17 protein-coding genes and 2 tRNA genes are annotated in these 19,811 nt (G+C 69.6%); 15 read left to right on the forward strand and 4 right to left on the reverse strand.

Annotated elements, in window-relative coordinates; translation table 11 throughout:
- Positions 1-1,257: a GNAT family N-acetyltransferase gene (locus AB0412_RS00225; RefSeq protein WP_366400176.1), complete on the reverse strand. Its 1,257-nt coding sequence runs from the start codon at positions 1,255-1,257 to the stop codon at positions 1-3.
- Positions 1,258-1,420: 163 nt separating this feature from the next.
- On the opposite strand from AB0412_RS00225, the gene AB0412_RS00230 reads away from it, so the two are divergent.
- Both AB0412_RS00230 and AB0412_RS00235 read left to right on the forward strand, forming a co-directional pair.
- Positions 1,421-2,599 carry a PP2C family protein-serine/threonine phosphatase gene (locus AB0412_RS00230; RefSeq protein WP_366400177.1) on the forward strand — a complete coding sequence of 393 codons (1,179 nt, stop codon included), beginning with the start codon at positions 1,421-1,423 and terminating at the stop codon, positions 2,597-2,599.
- Between the two features lie 62 nt (positions 2,600-2,661).
- A complete protein-coding gene (locus AB0412_RS00235) occupies positions 2,662-3,123 on the forward strand; it encodes an HD domain-containing protein (RefSeq protein ID WP_366400787.1) in 462 nt (153 codons plus the stop codon).
- A gap of 18 nt (positions 3,124-3,141) precedes the next feature.
- Here AB0412_RS00235 and AB0412_RS00240 read toward each other — a convergent pair whose 3' ends face one another.
- The gene (locus AB0412_RS00240; protein WP_366400178.1) at positions 3,142-4,359 is read right to left on the reverse strand and encodes an acyltransferase family protein; all 1,218 of its coding nucleotides are present in this window, start codon (positions 4,357-4,359) and stop codon (positions 3,142-3,144) included.
- Positions 4,360-5,012: 653 nt separating this feature from the next.
- Here AB0412_RS00240 and AB0412_RS00245 point away from each other — a divergent pair.
- Positions 5,013-5,207: a hypothetical protein gene (locus tag AB0412_RS00245; protein WP_123999966.1), complete on the forward strand. Its 195-nt coding sequence runs from the start codon at positions 5,013-5,015 to the stop codon at positions 5,205-5,207.
- Between the two features lie 56 nt (positions 5,208-5,263).
- On the opposite strand, the gene AB0412_RS00250 is transcribed toward AB0412_RS00245, so the two are convergent.
- Positions 5,264-5,334, reverse strand: a tRNA-Gly gene (locus tag AB0412_RS00250).
- Positions 5,335-5,501: 167 nt separating this feature from the next.
- On the opposite strand from AB0412_RS00250, the gene AB0412_RS00255 reads away from it, so the two are divergent.
- From AB0412_RS00255 to clpX, 5 genes are all read left to right on the forward strand, one after another.
- A tRNA-Pro gene (locus AB0412_RS00255) sits at positions 5,502-5,578 on the forward strand.
- A gap of 192 nt (positions 5,579-5,770) precedes the next feature.
- A complete protein-coding gene (tig, locus tag AB0412_RS00260; protein WP_366400179.1) occupies positions 5,771-7,168 on the forward strand; it encodes a trigger factor in 1,398 nt (465 codons plus the stop codon).
- Between the two features lie 344 nt (positions 7,169-7,512).
- On the forward strand, positions 7,513-8,118 hold the full coding sequence (locus AB0412_RS00265; protein WP_366400788.1) for an ATP-dependent Clp protease proteolytic subunit: 606 nt from the start codon (positions 7,513-7,515) through the stop codon (positions 8,116-8,118).
- A gap of 112 nt (positions 8,119-8,230) precedes the next feature.
- A complete protein-coding gene (locus AB0412_RS00270; protein ID WP_313904518.1) occupies positions 8,231-8,938 on the forward strand; it encodes an ATP-dependent Clp protease proteolytic subunit in 708 nt (235 codons plus the stop codon).
- Positions 8,939-9,118: 180 nt separating this feature from the next.
- Positions 9,119-10,405: an ATP-dependent Clp protease ATP-binding subunit ClpX gene (gene clpX, locus AB0412_RS00275; protein WP_366400180.1), complete on the forward strand. Its 1,287-nt coding sequence runs from the start codon at positions 9,119-9,121 to the stop codon at positions 10,403-10,405.
- Positions 10,406-10,468: 63 nt separating this feature from the next.
- Here the strand turns inward: clpX and AB0412_RS00280 are convergent, their stop codons facing one another.
- On the reverse strand, positions 10,469-11,425 hold the full coding sequence (locus AB0412_RS00280; RefSeq protein WP_366400181.1) for a hypothetical protein: 957 nt from the start codon (positions 11,423-11,425) through the stop codon (positions 10,469-10,471).
- 137 nt (positions 11,426-11,562) lie between these two features.
- On the opposite strand from AB0412_RS00280, the gene AB0412_RS00285 reads away from it, so the two are divergent.
- The 7 genes from AB0412_RS00285 (at position 11,563) to mreD (ending at position 19,798) form a co-directional block, all read left to right on the forward strand.
- A complete protein-coding gene (locus AB0412_RS00285; protein ID WP_366400182.1) occupies positions 11,563-14,187 on the forward strand; it encodes a valine--tRNA ligase in 2,625 nt (874 codons plus the stop codon).
- 174 nt (positions 14,188-14,361) lie between these two features.
- Positions 14,362-15,864 (forward strand): folylpolyglutamate synthase/dihydrofolate synthase family protein, encoded by a 1,503-nt coding sequence (locus AB0412_RS00290; protein ID WP_366400183.1) that lies wholly within the window; start codon positions 14,362-14,364, stop codon positions 15,862-15,864.
- Positions 15,865-15,871: 7 nt separating this feature from the next.
- Positions 15,872-16,222, forward strand: a complete 351-nt coding sequence (locus tag AB0412_RS00295; protein WP_366400184.1) for a DUF4233 domain-containing protein — start codon at positions 15,872-15,874, stop codon at positions 16,220-16,222.
- Positions 16,223-16,290: 68 nt separating this feature from the next.
- On the forward strand, positions 16,291-16,704 hold the full coding sequence (gene ndk / locus AB0412_RS00300) for a nucleoside-diphosphate kinase (protein ID WP_142195371.1): 414 nt from the start codon (positions 16,291-16,293) through the stop codon (positions 16,702-16,704).
- A gap of 321 nt (positions 16,705-17,025) precedes the next feature.
- Positions 17,026-18,045 carry a rod shape-determining protein gene (locus tag AB0412_RS00305; protein ID WP_006133575.1) on the forward strand — a complete coding sequence of 340 codons (1,020 nt, stop codon included), beginning with the start codon at positions 17,026-17,028 and terminating at the stop codon, positions 18,043-18,045.
- A 128-nt stretch (positions 18,046-18,173) separates the two neighbouring features.
- Positions 18,174-19,115 (forward strand): rod shape-determining protein MreC, encoded by a 942-nt coding sequence (mreC, locus tag AB0412_RS00310; protein ID WP_366400185.1) that lies wholly within the window; start codon positions 18,174-18,176, stop codon positions 19,113-19,115.
- 11 nt (positions 19,116-19,126) lie between these two features.
- Positions 19,127-19,798 carry a rod shape-determining protein MreD gene (mreD, locus tag AB0412_RS00315; RefSeq protein WP_366400186.1) on the forward strand — a complete coding sequence of 224 codons (672 nt, stop codon included), beginning with the start codon at positions 19,127-19,129 and terminating at the stop codon, positions 19,796-19,798.
- The last annotated feature ends 13 nt before the right edge of the window (positions 19,799-19,811 follow it).

Genomic DNA, 19,811 nt, shown 5'->3' on the forward strand with positions numbered 1-19,811 from the left:
TCAGAAACCGAACGGTAGCCACGGCGCCACCCCGCCGACTGCGCCGAACCCGACGGCTGCCTCCGCCAGCGCCCCGCGCCGCACCTCCCGCACCCGTCCGGCCGCCCCCAGCGCCGCGAGGCTCACCCCGCCCAGATACGCCGCACCCAACTCCCGTACCGACAAGGCCAGATCCGCGGCGTCCGTGGTCCGCTCGCAGGACGCGCCCTTCGTGTCCCCGCTCAGCCGCCAACGCCCGGTGTTCCAGGGGCAGAACGCGTCCTCCACCTCGAACACCACGTCCACCGGCGCCTGATACGTCCGCGCCTGCAGCGCCGCCCCCACATCCACCACCCGGAGGAACAGCGAGTCCCGCAGCGACGGACGGCACCGCCGGATGTCGGACACCAGGTGCTGCCACGCCTCGTCCACCGGCCGCCTGCGCGCCACCAGCGTCGACGTCAGATCGATGCCGAACAGGAACCGCCACAGCGCCGCGTCCGCCGCCGGATCCAGTGCGGCCAGGTCGCTGAGGACCACCGTGCCGTCGTGCCCGGCCGGCCCCCACCCCGGCCTCACCCGGAACCGCGCGTAGCCCACCGTCTCGCCGTCCCGCCGCCCGACGACGCACTGCAGCGGCGACGCCCCGTCCCGGTCGCTCTCCGGATCGAGCAGCGGCACCCGCTCCCAGCCGGGCAGCGTCGTCAGCATGCCCGGCCGCCGGGGCACGAGCCGGTCGTACACCGCCTGGCACTCCTCGGCGACGTCGGCGGGCGCCGCGTACCGCACCCGTACGTCATCCGTGCCGTCGGGTGTCGACAGGGTCACCCGGCTGGTGTCGATCTCGGCGTCCAGCTGGAAGGCCGCCGCCCCGTACCCGAACCGGCCGTAGATCGCCGGCTCGGACGCGGTCAGCACCGCCAGCGGCTCGCCCCAGGACCGCACGTCGTCCAACTGCCGTCGCATCATGGACGTCAGCACACCCCGCCGCCGGTGCGTGGCGGCCACGCCGACCATGGTGACGCCCGCCGCGGGCACGGCAGCGCCGCCGGGCACGGTCAGCCGGAACGTGAACGCACCCGCCGTCCCCACGCAGTCGTCCCCGTCCCAGAACCCGACAGAACGGTCGAACTCGGTCAGGGAGTTCCACAGTTCCCGCTCCTCGTCCGATTCCGGAACTCCACCGAAGGCGCGTATCAGCGTCCCGTACCACTTGTCCCAGTCGTCCCGGGTCAATACCCGAAGTCCGTTTGCCGAGACCGTCCGCTCATTCCCCATGGGCCCATGCCTATCAGGGCAATGCGGGACGAGCGAGGGAATTTCTCCCGGCCGGCCACGGGACGGCGTTCCGTGAAGTTCACTGTGAAGTCGGTCCCCGGACGGGGGACAACCAGGGCCTCCCGTGCCAAGCGGCCGGTCCGATGGATAGGGTCCCGAACTAATGGCAGCAGGACGACAGCGGCGCGCGGAAGCCGAGACGTTCACGGCCCGGTTGAAGAAGCAGTGGCACCGGGCCCGCGTCGGCGTGCGCCGGGCCGCCGTGGACTACTTCCGCGGGGACGGCTCGGACTGGATCGCGCTCGCCGGTCTCTTCCTCACCATCCCGCTGATCATGGCCGGGACACTCGTCAACTCCGTGTGGTTCTCACCGGCCGCGCTGGTCCTGCCGATCGTCGCCGGCGGACTGCTGCTGCGCCCGGCCAGCCTGCTCGGCCTGTACGCGGCGGCGGCCACCGCGCTGATCGTGGAGTCCGTCCAGCTCGGCCCGTACACCGAGGGCGCCTCCCGGGTCACCCCGGGCGTGGTGCTGGTGGTGGCGGCCTGCGGGTTCTTCGGCCTGGTCGTCGCCCAGTTCCGCAGCCGGGTCGGCGTGCCCTGGCGGCGCGGCGGCACCATGCTGTTCGACCTGCGCGAACGCATCCGGGTGCAGAGCAAACTGCCCAAACTGCCCGTCGGCTGGCACCACGAGATGGCGCTGCGCCCGGCGGGCGGCCAGTCCTTCTCGGGCGACTTCGTGGTCGCGGCCCGCACCAACGGCGGGCGCACCCTCGAGGTCGTCCTGACGGACGTCTCGGGCAAGGGCATGGACGCCGGCTCGCGTGCCCTGCTGCTGTCCGGCGCGTTCGGCGGCCTGCTCGGCAGCCTGCCCCCGCACGCCTTCCTCCCGGCCGCCAACGGCTATCTGCTCCGCCAGGAGTGGGAGGAGGGCTTCGCCACCTCCATCCACCTCGTCCTCGACCTGGACTCCGGCGACTACGAGCTCTACTCCGCGGGCCATCCGCCGGGCCTCCAGCTCAGCGCGGGCAGCGGCCGCTGGGAGGAGAAGGCCGCCGACGGCCCGCTGCTGGGGGTGTACGACGGCGCCCAGTTCGACCCGGTGAAGGGCTCCCTGCGCCCCGGTGACGTGCTGATGCTGTTCACCGACGGCCTGGTGGAGACCTCCGACCGGGACATCGTCGAGGGCATCGACCGCCTCACCGGCGAGGCCGACCGCTATGTCGCCGGCGGCTTCCACGGAGCGGCCTGGCATCTGATCGAGTCGGTCGCCAAGGACGTCAACGACGACCGCGCCCTGCTCCTGATCTGCCGCGAGGGCCCCACGGCCAACGGTCCCCGCTGACCTAGGCGGACACCCCCTGGGCCCGCACTCCGGGAGAGACTGTACGGGTGACGGACACACCGATGACCCCGATGACGCCGGCCGAGGTCGAGGCCACCGCCCGCGCCGCGCACGCCGGCCAGACCGACAAGGCGGGCCGGCCGTACGCCGAGCATCTGCGGGCCGTCGCCGAGGGCGTACGGGCGCGCGGCGGCGACGCGGACCAGATCGCCGCGGCCTGGCTGCACGACGCGGTCGAGGACGGCAAGCTGTCGCACCGGTGGCTCGAGGAGGCGGCGCTGACCCGGCGGACCAAGGACATCGTCCTCGCGGTCACCAAGCGCGCGGGGGAGCCGCCGGAGGCGTACGCGGCCCGCATCCTCGCCACCCCGGGCGCGCTGCTGGTGAAGCAGGCGGACCTGGCGCACAACGCCGACCCGGCGCGTCTGGCCGCCCTGGACGAGGCGACGCGCACACGCCTGACCGAGAAGTACGCGCGCATGCACACACTCCTCGGCCTGGTGTCGGGGGACGAACGCGCCTAGGGCCTGGGAGGCTCCGCGTCAGGCGGAGACCTTCTCCCGGGGCTGCCGCTGCTCGCTCCGCTCGCGTTCGCGGGCCAGCTCGGCGGCGTCCCGCTTGAACGCCCACTCCATCTTCGGCTCCATCGCGAACCGGAAGACCCGCTGTACGGGCCCGGTGCACAGCAGCGTCACCAGCGCGGCCGCGAGGACGGTCACGGCGATCGCGCCGAGCGGCCCCTGCAACGCGGAGTGCTCGAACCAGCCCTCGTAGTCGCCGGCCTTCACCACGAAGCCGTGCAGCAGGTAGCCGTACAGCGTGCCCGCGCCGAGCGCGGTGAACCACATGTGGCGGCGCGGCACCCAGGCGAAGAAGCAGGCGGTCAGCAGCAGCGAGCAGCCGAACATCGCCAGGACCATGACCGGCCCGGCCCACCAGGGCGCGCCCAGCTCCTGAGCGGCGTCACGGTGGTAGAACCACGCGGTGTTCATCCGCGGCACCGCCCACCAGCCGACGGCCAGCGCCGCCGCGAACACCGGCACCGAGGCGATCCGCACGGAGCGGCGGCGCACCATGTGGAAGTGCTCGGGCTTCATGCACAGACCGAGCACGAAGTACGGCAGGAACTGCAGCACGCGCTGCAGATCGAGGTCGTCACCGATCTCCGGGGTGACGCTGGCCAGCATGGCGAGGCCGAGGGCCAGCGGCAGCGGGTGCCGGACCGCCTTCCAGATCGGCGTGGTCAGCCGCCAGACGAACAGCGCGCACAGGAACCAGGTCAGGTACCAGGGGTCGAGGAGGCTGACCTCCTGCTGCGGGTCGTCGTCGATGAACCGCTTGAACAGCGGATATGCCGTCTCGAAGAGGATGTACGGCACGGCGACACCGGTGATCAGCCGCCGCAGCCGGTCGGGGCGCATGTCGAAGCTGCGCGAGAAGAAGCCGGAGATGATGATGAAGGCCGGCATGTGGAACGTGTACACGACCGTGTACGCGGCTTCGAGGGTGCGGCTGTCGCCCTTCAGGGGCTCCCAGGCGTGACCGATGGCCACCAGCACGATCGCCAGGTACTTCGCGTTGTCGAAGAACGCGTCGCGCTGCTTGCCGGAGGGTGCGGCCCGGTCGCTGCGGTGGGCCCGGGTACTCGAGCCCGGGGTACTCGAGCCCGGGGTGCGCGGGCTCGGCACTCCGGGCGCCGGCGACTGCGCCGGGGGGAGCGGCGTTCTGCGGTTGCCGTACGGTCGCAGCGAGTTCGTCACCGGCCCTCCCACATCGAACCGGGGGAGGGGAACGGAGAGCTCGCTGCGCTTGCGGGGGACGAGGCAGCGTGGAACATCTGAGGCACCCTAGCGTCGTGTTCGGGTATTCGTAAAACGCCCGACGTCATTACTGGTTATTCGGCTCGGGTACCCCTGATTGAGGAAAGTCGGCGGCCCTGTCGGCGTGATGGCCGACACACGCCGACGCGCGCCAACGCACAGGGAACACAAGGCGGCTGAGCCCTCCGGTACCGCCCGATGACGCCACGCTTGTCGTGATTCATCCGGACTAAACCGCGCATAAGTCCAGCAGGCGACTCCGACGGAATGTCCCCTTCCGTCGCCTTCACGGCCCGTCGGCGGGCCCGTTGAGGGGTCGGCGGCGGCAATTCGAAATACCTGCGAACGCGTTGTGTTGATACGGAAACGATCCGGTCGAATTCCCTGTGCGGGTGGCGCTTCGAATTGCCGTGCGAGACAGCGGTGTTGCCCCGAACGCGCGGGCTCCCGTACACGGGACCGGCCACCTCGGGTCGAACGATGCGTCACCCGCCGCATGAGGCGGCCCTGTTGGTGGCACGATGGTTCTGGCGGGGTGCGCGGGGTCGCGTCCCCGGGCCGGGAGAGCGGACCGACCGAGGGTGTGATCAGTTGTGGCCATTTCACTGTCTGTGGTGCTGCTGTTGGCGATCATCCTTGTGGTGCTCCTGAGGGGCGGATCCATCAAGGCGGGCCCCGCGATCGTCGCGGTCCTCTTCGGCTTCTTCCTCGCCTCCACCGGCATGGCCGACGACATCCAGCGCTTCCTGAACTCGATAGCCGAGACGATCAACTCGATCCAGTTCTGAAAACGATCAGGGCCGGGTCGAAGGAGTGATCTTCGACCCGGCCCTGAGCCGTTCAGAGCGGGCGACGGGAATCGAACCCGCGTAGCTAGTTTGGAAGACTAGGGCTCTACCATTGAGCTACGCCCGCACAGCGCGCGCCGCGGGTCGTACGACCGCGGCACTGACAGGCATCGTAGCGGGTCGCCCCCGCTCCACGCACACCCCGTTTCCCGGCCGCCGGCGACACCCCCGGTACGCCCCGGAAATGCGGCGGCCCCGCCGCCCGGCGGCATGTACCCTACGTGTCGCACCAGACGGGGTGTGGCGCAGCTTGGTAGCGCGTCCGCTTTGGGAGCGGAAGGCCGTGGGTTCAAATCCCGCCACCCCGACCACTCAGCCGATCACCCTCGGTGATCCTTCCGGTCACGCACCGGTGATCGCCTTTTGGGCGCCGTAGTCGCTGCCGTTACTATGCAAGCTGCACGCCCGTGTGTCTCAGCGTCTGAAGTCCTCCGGGCGGCGAATCCGCCGGACCGTTCTGGTCCCGGCAGAAACCGAGAAGTCAGCCACAAGGAGACCGAACCGTGAAGAGCGCCGTGGAGACCCTGAACCCGACCCGGGTTCGGCTCACTGTCGAGGTGCCCTTCGAGGAGCTCAAGGACAGCCTCGACGCGGCGTACAAGAAGATCAACCAGCAGGTCACGGTGAAGGGCTTCCGCAAGGGCAAGGTCCCGGCCCGGGTCATCGACCAGCGCTTCGGCCGCGGTGCGGTCCTGGAGGAGGCCGTCAACGACGCCCTCCCGAAGTTCTACACCGACGCGGTCAACGAGGCCGAGCTGAGCCCCCTGGGCCAGCCCGAGGTCGACATCACGGAGCTGAAGGACGGCGAGACGCTGAACTTCACCGCCGAGGTCGACATCCGCCCGGCCATCGAGATCCCGGACTACTCCGGCATCGAGGTCGAGGTCGACGCCGTCGAGGTCACCGACGAGGACGTCGAGAAGTCGGTCGAGCAGCTCCGCGAGCGCTTCGCCTCCACCTCCCCGGTCGAGCGCGCCGCCGAGGACGGCGACGTGGTCACCATCGACCTTCAGGCCAAGGTCGACGGAGAGGTCCTCGAGGACGGCGTCGCCAGCGGCGTCTCCTACACGATCGGCTCCGGCGAGCTCCTCGACGGCATCGACGACGCCGTCAAGGGCCTGTCCGCCGGTGAGGAGGCCACCTTCACCTCCGAGCTCAAGGGCGGCTCCGCGGCCGGCAAGGAGGCCGAGGTCACCGTCAAGGTCACCCAGGTCGCCAAGCGCGAGCTGCCCGAGCTGGACGACGAGTTCGCGCAGCTCGCCTCCGAGTTCGACACCCTCGAGGAGCTGAAGGCCGACAGCCGCAAGCGCCTGGAGAACATGAAGCAGTACGACCAGGCCACGCAGGCCCAGGAGCGCGTCCTGGAGAAGCTGCTCGAGCTGGTCGAGGTCCCGGTCCCCGAGAAGCTGCTCGAGGACGAGATCAACACCCGTAAGCACAACCTCGAGCACCACCAGCTCGGCCAGATGGGCCTCACCCTCGACAAGTACCTGGAGATCCAGGGCAAGACCGCCGAGGAGTTCGACAACGAGACCCGCGAGGCCGCGATCAAGGGCATCAAGACCCAGTTCGTGCTCGACGAGCTCGTCAAGCAGGAGAAGCTCAACGTCAACCAGGAGGAGCTCACCGAGCACCTCATGCGGCGCGCGGCCTCCTCCGGCATGTCCCCCGACCAGTTCGCCCAGGCCGTCGTCGAGCAGGGCCAGGTCCCGCTCCTCGTCGGTGAGGTCGCCCGCGGCAAGGCCCTGGCCGTCGTGGTCGAGAAGGCCACGGTCAAGGACACCAACGGCGAGATCGTCGACCTGGAGGACGAGGAGGAGACGGAGGAGGCCGAGACGGCCGAGGCCGCCGCTGAGTCCGCCGACTCCGACGAGTCCGCCGAGGAGAAGACCGAGGGCTGAGCCCCCGGCATCTGCCAGGTCGTAGGAAGGGCCCCGGGGGATTCCCCGGGGCCCTTTCGACGTACGCGAGCCGCAGCACCCCCCGGGGGCGCGGGGAACTGCGCGACCAGCCCCGACGAACCCGCACTCACCCACGCACCGCACCCCCGCGGCGAGACCGCCCCGGCGCTACGCCCCCGGCGAACACCCACAGAACCGGGATGGCACCACCCACCCAGAGCGTTAGGGTCCTTGAATACGGGGCCCGAGCACCAGGCGGCCAAACCGCCGGAGGCCCCCGCAGGGAACACGTGAGACGGCCCGGCGCCGTCGTAAGACGAGCAGGTGGATACGTGACGAATCTGATGCCCTCCGCCGCCGGCGAGCCCTCCATCGGTGGTGGCCTCGGCGACCAGGTCTACAGCCGGCTGCTCAACGAGCGGATCATCTTCCTCGGCCAGCCGGTCGACGACGACATTGCGAACCGGATCACCGCACAGCTGCTGCTCCTTGCCGCGGACCCGGACAAGGACATCTACCTCTACATCAACAGCCCCGGCGGCTCCATCACGGCCGGCATGGCGATCTACGACACCATGCAGTACATCAAGAACGACGTGGTGACGATCGCCATGGGCCTGGCGGCCTCCATGGGCCAGTTCCTGCTGAGCGCCGGTACGCCCGGCAAGCGCTTCGCGCTGCCGAACGCCGAGATCCTGATCCACCAGCCCTCCGCCGGCCTGGCCGGCTCGGCCTCGGACATCAAGATCCACGCCGAGCGGCTGCTGCACACCAAGAAGCGCATGGCCGAGCTCACGGCCCAGCACACCGGCCAGACGGTCGAGCAGATCACCCGTGACTCCGACCGTGACCGCTGGTTCGACGCCTTCGAGGCCAAGGACTACGGCCTGATCGACGACGTGATCGCCACGGCCGCCGGCATGCCGGGCGGCGGCGGCACCGGGGCCTGAGCGGCCCGACGGAGCCCGTGCGGCCCCGTGGACGCCTCCGGGCCCTGACAGGGCCCGGTGAACCGCCCCAGCAGCCTCAGCCGACCGCCTCAGCCCCTTTCCAGGAGACACCGTGAACGACTTCCCCGGCCGCGGCCTGTACGACCGCATGGACGCCGTGCAGGACATGCGCGCCTCTCAGTCCCGGTACACCGGCCCCACGGCCGAGTCCCGCTACGTCATCCCGCGCTTCGTCGAGCGCACCTCCCAGGGCATCCGCGAGTACGACCCGTACGCGAAGCTCTTCGAGGAGCGCGTGATCTTCCTCGGCGTCCAGATCGACGACGCCTCCGCCAACGACGTCATGGCGCAGCTGCTGTGCCTGGAGTCGATGGACCCCGACCGGGACATCTCGGTCTACATCAACAGCCCCGGTGGCTCCTTCACCGCGCTGACGGCGATCTACGACACGATGCAGTACGTCAAGCCGGACATCCAGACGGTCTGCATGGGCCAGGCGGCCTCCGCCGCCGCCGTCCTGCTGGCCGCCGGCACGCCCGGCAAGCGCATGGCCCTGCCCAACGCACGCGTGCTGATCCACCAGCCGTACAGCGAGACGGGCCGCGGCCAGGTCTCCGACCTGGAGATCGCCGCCAACGAGATCCTGCGGATGCGGACGCAGCTGGAGGAGATGCTGGCCAAGCACTCCACCCAGACGATCGAGAAGATCCGCGAGGACATCGAGCGCGACAAGATCCTCACGGCCGAGGACGCGCTGCAGTACGGCCTGATCGACCAGATCATCACCACCCGCAAGATGGACAACTCCAGCCTGCGCTGACGCGGGAGGCTGAGACGTCTGCCGCCCCTTGGCACGGTTTGGCACGGTCCACGTCAAAGCGAACCGCGCCAAGGGGGGCCCGAACGGGGGGCCCGGCAAGGTACCGTCGGACATAAGGCAGCACCAGGAGCCGCTGGACGTTGACGTCCAGGCGTCTCCCAGGCGAAGGGGAAGCACACCGTGGCACGCATCGGTGACGGCGGCGATCTGCTCAAGTGCTCGTTCTGCGGAAAGAGCCAGAAGCAGGTCAAGAAGCTCATCGCAGGGCCCGGTGTGTACATCTGCGACGAGTGCATCGATCTCTGCAACGAGATCATCGAGGAGGAGCTCGCCGAGACCAGCGAGGTGCGCTGGGAGGAACTGCCCAAGCCTCGCGAGATCTACGAGTTCCTCGAGGGGTACGTCGTCGGGCAGGAGGCGGCCAAGAAGGCCCTCTCCGTCGCGGTGTACAACCACTACAAGCGGGTGCAGGCCGGCGAGAACGGCGGCGCCCAGGGCCGTGACGACGCCATCGAGTTGGCGAAGTCCAACATCCTGCTGCTGGGTCCCACGGGCTCCGGCAAGACCCTCCTCGCGCAGACCCTGGCCCGTATGCTGAACGTCCCGTTCGCGATCGCCGACGCCACGGCGCTGACCGAGGCGGGCTATGTGGGCGAGGACGTCGAGAACATCCTGCTGAAGCTGATCCAGGCCGCCGACTACGACGTCAAGAAGGCCGAGACCGGCATCATCTACATCGACGAGATCGACAAGGTCGCGCGGAAGAGTGAAAACCCCTCCATCACGCGCGACGTCTCGGGCGAGGGCGTCCAGCAGGCCCTGCTGAAGATCCTGGAGGGCACCACGGCCTCGGTCCCGCCTCAGGGCGGCCGCAAGCACCCGCACCAGGAGTTCATCCAGATCGACACGACGAACGTCCTGTTCATCGTGGGCGGCGCCTTCGCCGGCCTGGAGAAGATCATCGAGGGCCGGGCGGGTGCCAAGGGCATCGGCTTCGGTGCGACGATCCGCTCCAAGCGCGAGCTGGAGAACAAGGACCAGTTCGAGGAGGTCATGCCGGAGGACCTGGTCAAGTTCGGCATGATCCCGGAATTCATCGGCCGCCTCCCGGTGATCACGAGCGTGCACAACCTGGACCGCGAGGCACTGCTGAAGATCCTGGTCGAACCCCGCAACGCGCTCGTGAAGCAGTACCAGCGCCTCTTCGAACTCGACGGCGTGGAACTCGACTTCGAACGCGAGGCCCTCGAAGCCATCGCCGACCAGGCCATCCTCCGCCAGACCGGCGCGCGGGGCCTGCGCGCCATCATGGAGGAAGTCCTCCAGGGCGTGATGTACGAGGTCCCGTCCCGCAAGGACGTGGCCCGCGTGGTCATCACGGCGGACGTGGTCCTCTCCAACGTCAACCCGACCCTGATCCCGAGGGACGCCCGCGGCCGGGGCCCGGGCGAGCAGAAGACGGCGTAGCAACGCACGGCATACGAAAGGGCCCCGGTCGAGCGACCGGGGCCCTTTCGGCGTACGTCGCCGTCAGGCCTTGACGCGGACTTCCTTGCGGAGCTTGGTCGTGATGTCCGCTGCCACGTCCTTGCTCACGCCCTTCGTCGTATCACCGGGCGACACCAGAGCAATGGTGCTGTAGTCGGCCCAGACACAGAACCAGTCGGTCTTCTCCTGCTGGGTCGTCGGGTCCTGTCCCTTTGCGGCCTGGCACCTCATGGCCGCACCCTCGAGCTCGACGTCCTCAGGCTCGCCCACCAACTCGGCCTTGGTGCCGCTGGACGAGTCCTCCTGCGACGACTTCTTGAAGTTCTTGAAGAAGGTGTCGAGGGCCTTCTCCGGGTCGGCGATCTCTCCATAGGCGCCGGCGAACGTGATGCCCTTGGCCGAAGCCAGCTCCGACGGGTCCGGTGCGGTGGAGGGATCGCTGGGGTCGTAGCCGCTCAAGTCGGCCGTAGAGTAGACGCCGAGAACCGTCTTGCCGTTCTTGACGCCGCTCTTCTCCAGGTCGTCCGCCGAGTCGTCGCCGCTGGCCTGCCCGTCCTTCGAGAACCGGGTGTACTCGCCGAGCACCTTCTGAGGAGTGGCGAGCTTGTGCGCGCCGTCGTCCTCGATGCCGCCGGCGCCGCCGCCCCCGCCGATCACGAAGTACGCGCCCACGCCGATCGCCGCCACGACCGCCACCGCGCCGATGATGATGCCCGCCTTCTTGCCGCCGCCGCCGGAGGCGGGGGGCTGCGGGGGCATGCCGTACGGGGCCTGGCCGTAGGGAGGCTGCTGGCCGTACGGGGGCTGCTGCGGGGGGACGCCGGGCTGGCCGGGCTGCTGGGGGTAGCCGTAGCCGGGCTGGCCGGGCGGCGGGGCCTGCTGGGGGTAGCCGTAGCCGGGCTGCGGAGCCTGCGGCTGCTGGCCGTAAGGACCCGGCTGGCCGTACGGTCCGGGCTGCTGGGGCTGCCCGCCGTACGGGCCCGGCTGGTTGTAGCTCATTTCTGGGTTCCCCTCCAGATGCTTATGTGTCGTCCACATCCTGGCGCAGACGTGATGTGTTCAGGCCAGCGGGGGTCGCACCGTTACAAAGGAATCGCGTTTCGGGACTGGGCCGTGACACCCGTAAACTCATGCCCGTGACCGAGAACACTCAGCAGCCGCAATCAGCGCCCATCACCGAACTGCCGACCCAGTACGCGCCGGCCGACGTAGAGGGGCCGCTGTACGAGCGCTGGGTAGAACGGGGCTACTTCGAGGCGGACGAGAAGAGCGACAAGCCGCCGTACACCATCGTCATCCCGCCGCCGAACGTCACTGGCAGCCTGCACCTCGGGCACGCCTTCGAGCACACCCTGATCGACGCCCTGACCCGACGCAAGCGCATGCAGGGCTTCGAGACGCTGTGGCAGCCCGGCATGGACCACGCCGGTATCGCCACCCAGAACGTCGTCGAGCGGGAGCTCGCGAAGGAGGGCAGGTCCCGGCACGACCTCGGCCGTGAGGCGTTCGTCGAGCGGGTCTGGCAGTGGAAGGGCGAGTCCGGCGGGCAGATCAGCGGGCAGATGCGGCGGCTCGGTGACGGTGTCGCCTGGTCGCGTGAGCGCTTCACCATGGATGAAGGGCTGTCGCAGGCCGTCCAGACGATCTTCAAGCGGCTCTACGACGACGAGCTGATCTACCGCGCCGAGCGCATCATCAACTGGTGCCCGCGCTGCCTGACCGCCATCTCCGACATCGAGGTCGAGTACCAGGACGACGACGGCGAGCTCGTCTCCATCCGCTACGGCGAGGGCGACGACTCCATCGTCGTGGCCACCACCCGCGCCGAGACGATGCTCGGTGACACCGCCGTCGCCGTCCACCCCGAGGACGAGCGCTACCGGCACCTCGTCGGCCGCGAGATCGAGCTGCCGCTCACCGGCCGCCGTATCCCGGTCGTCGCCGACGAGCACGTCGACCCGGAGTTCGGCACGGGCGCCGTCAAGGTCACCCCGGCCCACGACCCGAACGACTTCGAGATCGGCCAGCGGCACGGCCTGCCCGCCATCGCCGTGATGGACGAGCACGCCGTCATCACCGCCCACGGCCCCTTCCAGGGCCTGGACCGCCTCGAGGCCCGCTCGACCATCGTCGCCGCCCTGCGCGCCGAGGGCCGGATCGTCGCCGAGAAGCGCCCGTACGTCCACTCCGTCGGCCACTGCTCGCGCTGCAAGACCACCATCGAGCCGCGCCTGTCCATGCAGTGGTGGGTCAAGGTCGGCCCGCTCGCCAAGGCCGCCGGTGACGCGGTCCGCGACGGCCGCGTCAAGATCCACCCGCAGGAGATGGAGAAGCGCTACTTCGACTGGGTCGACAACCTCCACGACTGGTGCATCTCGCGGCAGTTGTGGTGGGGCCACCGCATCCCGGTCTGGTACGGCCCGAACGGCGAGGTCGTCTGCGTCGGCCCCGACGAGGAGCCGCCCACCGGCGAGGGCTGGCACCAGGACACCGACGTCCTGGACACCTGGTTCTCCTCCGGCCTGTGGCCGTTCTCCACGCTCGGCTGGCCCGAACAGACCGAGTCGCTCGCGAAGTTCTACCCGAACTCCGTCCTGGTCACCGGCTACGACATCCTCTTCTTCTGGGTCGCCCGCATGATGATGTTCGGCCTGTACGCGATGGACGGCACCCCGCCGTTCCACACCATCGCCCTGCACGGCATGGTCCGCGACCAGTTCGGCAAGAAGATGTCGAAGTCCTTCGGCAACGCGGTCAACCCGCTGGACTGGATGGACAAGTACGGCTCCGACGCGCTCCGGTTCACGCTGGCCCGTGGCGCCAACCCCGGTGTCGACGTCCCGATCGGCGAGGACTGGGTCCAGGGCTCGCGCAACTTCGCCAACAAGATCTGGAACGCGACCCGCTTCGCGCTGATGAACGGCGCGACGGTGGACGGGCCCCTGCCGGATCCCTCGGCGATGTCGTCCACGGACCGCTGGATCCTCTCCCGCCTGAACTCGGTCGTCGCCGAAGTCGACGCGTACTACGACGACTTCCAGTTCGCCAAGCTGTCGGACGCGCTGTTCCACTTCGCGTGGGACGAGGTCTTCGACTGGTACGTCGAGCTGTCCAAGACCACGTTCCAGGCGGGCGGCGAGCCGGCCGAGGTCAGCAAGCGCGTCCTCGGCGAGGTCCTCGACGTCACGCTCAAGCTGCTCCACCCGGTCGTCCCGTTCGTGACGGAGACCCTGTGGACCACGCTCACCGGCGGCGAGTCGATCGTCATCGCCGACTGGCCGAAGGACAGCGGCTTCCGGGACGCGGCGGCCGAGCAGGAGATCTCCACGCTCCAGTCGGTCATCACCGAGGTCCGCCGCTTCCGCGCCGACCAGGGCCTCCAGCCCGGCCAGCGGGTCCCGGCCCGCCTGACCCTCGACGGTACGGCCCTCGCCCCGCACGAGGCGGCCATCCGCCAGCTGCTGCGCCTCCAGCCGGAGGGCGACTCCTTCACGGCGACGGCGACCCTCCCGGTCGCGGGCGTCGAGGTCGCGCTGGACCTCTCCGGCGTGATCGACGTGGCGGCGGAGCGCAAGCGTCTGGCGAAGGACCTCGCCGCCGCCGAGAAGGAGAAGTCCCAGGCCACGGCCAAGCTCGGCAACGAGGCGTTCCTGTCCAAGGCCCCGGACCACGTGGTCGACAAGATCCGCACCCGCCTGGCGAAGGCGGAGGAGGACATCGCCCGCATCACGGCCCAGCTGGAGAAGCTGCCGCCGGCGTAACTCCCTGTCGCGCGTCCAGGCCCCCCGGTGCCCTTGCAGGCGCCGGGGGCACCGACGTCCCTAAAGGGGCGCGGGGAACTGCGCGACCAGCCACAACCGACCCGCACTCGCCCGACAGGCCACGCCACCCCACTCCGTAGGCACCCTGTCAGTCCGGCTCCGTAGACTGGCCCCGTGAGTGACCAGAACGAGCCCGACCCCCTCGACTCCTTCGAAGAGATCATCGCCGCGGAGACCGACCGCGACCCCGATCTCGCCGTCATCGAGGCCGGCAGCCGCACCCTGCGCACCCAGGGCGGCCCCCCTCAGGCGGACATCCCCGCGCGCCCCGAGGACCCCGAGGTCGACAAGGCCCTGCGCGAGGTCGAGGGGGAGCTGGCCACCCGCTGGGGCGAGACCAAGCTCGAACCCTCCGTCAGCCGTATCTCCGCCCTGATGGACGTCCTCGGCGAGCCCCAGCGCTCGTACCCCTCCATCCACATCACCGGCACCAACGGCAAGACCTCCACCGCCCGCATGATCGAGGCCCTCCTCGGCGCCTTCGAGCTGCGCACCGGCCGGTACACCTCCCCGCACGTGCAGTCGATCACCGAGCGCATCAGCCTCGACGGCGCGCCGATCTCCGCCGAGCGGTTCATCGAGACGTACCGGGACATCCAGCCGTACGTCGAGATGGTCGACTCCCAGCAGGAGTACCGGCTGTCGTTCTTCGAGGTGCTGACCGGCATGGCGTACGCCGCCTTCGCCGACGCGCCGGTGGACGTCGCCGTCGTCGAGGTCGGCATGGGCGGCAGCTGGGACGCCACGAACGTGATCGACGGGGACGTCGCCGTCGTCACGCCCATCGACCTCGACCACACGGACCGCCTCGGCACCACGCCCGCGGAGATCGCCACCGAGAAGGCGGGCATCATCAAGCGGGACGCCACCGTGATCATGGCCCAGCAGCCGGTGGACGCGGCGCAGGTGCTGCTGAAGAAGGCCGTCGAGGTGGACGCGACCGTGGCCCGGGAGGGCCTGGAGTTCGGCGTGGTCGACCGGCAGGTCGCCGTCGGCGGTCAGCTGCTCACCCTGCGCGGGCTGGGCGGCGAGTACACGGAGGTGTACATCCCTCTGCACGGCGCGCACCAGGCGCACAACGCGGCCGTGGCGCTCGCCGCGGTGGAGGCGTTCTTCGGCGTCGGCGCGCAGCGCGCCGAACCGCTCGACATCGACACCGTGCGCCGCGCCTTCGCCGCCGTCGCCTCACCGGGCCGGCTGGAGGTCGTACGGCGTTCGCCCACGGTCGTGCTGGACGCCGCGCACAATCCGGCGGGCGCGCGGGCGGCGGCCGAGGCGATCGGGGAGGCGTTCCAGTTCAGCCGGCTCATCGGTGTCGTCGGCGCGAGCGGCGACAAGAACGCCCGCGGGCTGCTGGAGGCCTTCGAGCCGGTCTTCGCGGAGGTCGTCGTCACGCAGAATTCCAGCCACCGCGCGATGGACGCCGACGAACTGGCGGGAATCGCCGTCGAGGTGTTCGGCGAGGACCGCGTCCAGGTCGAGCCCCGGCTGCCCGACGCGCTGGAGGCCGCGATCACGCTGGCCGAGGAGGAGGGCGAGTTCGCGGGCGGCGGTGTGCTCGTCACCGGTTCCGTCATCACCGTCGGCGAGGCCCGACTGCTCCTCGGGAGGGGCTGAACCCACGATGCGTACGCTCTGTTCTTCCACTCTGATCGGCGAGTTCTTCGTCATCGGCTTCGCCGGGCTGGTCGCGATGAAGGACCCGGACCTCGCGACGGGCACGGTGTGGACCGTGTGCGGCATCGCCATGTTCCTGTCCGTGGCGCTGTGCGGGATGGTGACCCGGCCCGGCGGCGTGGCCCTCGGCTGGGCGCTGCAGATCGCCCTCATCGCCTCCGGTGTGTTCGTCCCGACGATGTTCTTCATGGGGGTCGTCTTCGCCGCCCTGTGGTGGGCTTCGGTGCATTTCGGTCGAAAGGTGGACGAGGCGAAGGCCCGGTTCGCCGCGCAGGCCGACCAGCCTGACGCTGCGTGACAACCGCGGGGACACGCCCGGTAATCTCGTCACCCCGCACACATCTGCTGCACACAAGGAGCTCCGCCGTGACCCAGCGCACCCTCGTCCTCCTCAAGCCCGACGCCGTCCGTCGAGGCCTGACCGGCGAGATCATCAGCCGCATCGAGCGCAAGGCCGGCTGGCAGATCACCGCGCTGGAGCTGCGCACCCTGGACCAGGACACGCTGGAGCAGCACTACGGCGAGCACAAGGGCAAGCCCTTCTACGAGCCGCTGGTGGAGTTCATGGCCTCCGGTCCCGTCGTGGCGATGATCGTCGAGGGTGAGCGGGTCATCGAGGGGCTGCGCCAGCTGGCCGGCCCGACCGACCCGATCGCCGCCGCCCCCGGGTCGATCCGCGGCGACTTCGGGGTCATCGTCCGGGAGAACCTGATCCACGCCTCGGACTCCGAGGAGTCCGCCGAGCGCGAGGTGAAGATCTTCTTCCCGGGCCGCGCGTAAGGACGCGGGCGGCGGGAGAGCGCCGCATAACGATCTCGTCGCGGCCGGCTCGGCCCGTTCACGCACCTGCCGGAGGGTCTGGGGGCTTTGCCCCCGGACCTTCCTGGCATATGCGCGGCGTTCGGGGGAACGGATGCCCCCGATGGACCGTCTCCACAAGCAACGGGAGACGCCATCTGATGACAATGGCGAAGACCCTCGCGCAGTGTTCGCGAAGGCGCGTCTACCATGGAAGCCTTCACGTCACAGCACCCACCTCGCCGACCTGAAAAGCCCTCAAAAGCTCGTGGGAAGGCCAGACGAATCCTGATGGGGAACTCAATGTCGTTCATCGGCCGTGACATGGCTGTCGACCTCGGGACCGCCAACACGCTGGTGTACGTCAGGGGTCGCGGGATCGTACTCAACGAGCCGTCCGTCGTCGCGATCAACACCAACACCGGTGGCATCCTCGCGGTCGGCGCCGAAGCGAAGAAGATGATCGGGCGCACGCCCGGCAACATCGTTGCCGTACGCCCGTTGAAGGACGGCGTCATCGCCGACTTCGAGATCACCGAGCGGATGCTCCGCTACTTCATCCTGAAGATCCACAAGCGGCGGTATCTGGCTCGTCCGCGGGTCGTCGTCTGTGTGCCCTCGGGCATCACCGGCGTCGAGCGCCGCGCCGTCATCGAGGCGTCGTCCCAGGCCGGCGCCCGTCAGGTGCACATCATCGAGGAGCCCATGGCGGCGGCCATCGGCTCCGGACTGCCGGTCCACGAGGCCACCGGCAACATGGTGGTGGACATCGGCGGCGGCACCACGGAGGTCGCGGTCATCTCCCTCGGCGGCATCGTCACCGCCCAGTCCATCCGTGTCGCGGGCGACGAACTGGACAACGCCATCATCCAGCACATCAAGAAGGAGTACTCCCTGCTGCTGGGTGAGCGGACGGCCGAACAGATCAAGATCACGATCGGTTCGGCGTACGACCTCGACACCGACGAGCACACCGAAATCCGCGGCCGGGACCTCGTCTCCGGGCTGCCCAAGACCGTCGTCATCTCGGCCGCCGAAGTCCGCAAGGCCATCGAGGAACCCGTCAACGCCATCGTGGACGCCGTCAAGACGACCCTCGACAAGTGCCCGCCGGAGCTGTCCGGCGACATCATGGACCGGGGAATCGTTCTGACCGGCGGCGGAGCCCTGCTGCGCGGTCTGGACGAGCGGCTGCGCCGGGAGACGGGCATGCCGATCCACATCGCCGAGGACCCGCTGGACAGCGTGGCGCTCGGCTCCGGCAAGTGCGTCGAGGAGTTCGAGGCGCTGCAGCAGGTGCTGGACGCCCAGCCGCGCAGATGACACAACTCTTCGATTCCGCCGTACGGGACGATCACCTCTCGTACGGCGGATCGTTGATATAGAGGCATAAGCTCACAAAAATCCCTGTCTCATACCCGTTCTCGACGAGGAAGGCACGGCCGCCGCACGTGAGGGACACGAAAGAGAGCCGGCTGCTCCTGGTGCTGCTGATCGCCATCGCGTTCGCGCTGATCACGGTGGACATCCGCGGCGGGGAGGATTCGCCGGTCGACGGTGCCCGACAGGCCGCGGCGACCGTCTTCGGCCCGATCGAGAGCGGTGTGTCGAGCGCGGTGGACCCCATCGGCAACGCCGTCTCCGCCGTCCGCGAATCCGGCGACCGGCACGACCGGCTGGCCGAACTGGAGCGGGAGAACGCCGCGCTCAAGGCCGAACTCGGCAGCGACGACCGCAGCCGCAGCAGGCTCAAGCAGCTCGACAAGATGCTCGGCACCGCCGGCAAGGGCCAGTACGGCATCAAGGGCGCCCAGGTCATCGCCATCGGAGCCGCGCAGGGCTTCTCCTGGACCATCACCATCGACGTCGGCGCGAACGACGGCATCAAACGCGACATGACCGTCCTCAACGGCGACGGACTCGTCGGCCGGGTCACCACCGTCGGCCCGAACACCGCCACCGTGCTGCTCGCCAGCGACCCCGACTTCACCGTCGGCACACGCATGGAAGGCAGCGACGAACTCGGCTTCGCCTCCGGACAGGGCGACCGCCCCCTGCGCGTCGAACTCCTCAACGGCAAGGCCGAGGTCAAGAAGGGCGACCGCCTCGTCACCTTCGGCTCCCAGGCCGACAAGCCGTTCGTGCCCGGCGTGCCCGTCGGTGTCGTCTCCCGCGTCGACCCCTCCGGCGGCGACCTGACCCGCACCCTCTACGTCACGCCGTACGTCAGCTTCAGCAAGCTCGACGTCGTCGGCGTCGTCGTCCAGGCGCCCGAGAAGGACCCGCGCGACACGGTGCTGCCGAAGAAGCCGAAGCCGACCCCCACGCCGACCGTGACGGTGACCGTCACCCCGTCCGCCCCGGCCGACGGCCAGGACCAGCAAGAGCAGTAGGAGCTGTCACCATGCGCGTCAACCGGATCCTGCTCTCCAGCTCACTGATCGTCGTCGCCCTGGTGATCCAGGTCAGCGTCCTCGCCCGGCTCCACCTCCCGGGCGCCGTGCCCGACCTGCTGCTCCTCACCGTCCTCGGCCTCGCCCTGGTCTACGGCCACGTCGGCGGCGCCCTCGTAGGCTTCTTCGCCGGGCTCCTCGCCGACCTCGCACCGCCCGCCGACCACGCGGCCGGCCGCTACGCCCTGGTGCTGTGCGTCATCGGCTACCTCGCCGGACTCGTCAAACCCGAGACCGGCCAGGTGAAGTCGGCCACCGGCCCGATGGTCGTGGTCGTCGCCGCCGCCCTCGGCTCCACCCTGCTCTACGCCGGTGTCGGCGCCCTCGTCGGCGACACCGCCGCCCGCCATGTGGGCCTCGGCAGCCTGCTGTTCACCGCCGCCCTGTACGACCTGCTGCTCGCGCCGTTCGTCGTCCCCGGCGTCATGGCCCTGGCCAGACGCGCGGAGAACGACCCCCTCGCCGAGACCAACTCCACCAAGGCCGGCGACATCTCCTCGGGCTGGCTCGCCGGCGGCACCGGGCTGCGCATCGGCGGCCAGCGGGGCAGCAGCCTGCGGGTGAAGGCGGCCCGGGCGCGGGTCGCGCGCGCCGGACGCATCAAGGGGGTCAAGCGCCTGTGACCCCGGCGAAGTT

Source organism: Streptomyces sp. NPDC052012 (assembly GCF_040689265.1).
GTDB lineage: Bacteria > Actinomycetota > Actinomycetes > Streptomycetales > Streptomycetaceae > Streptomyces.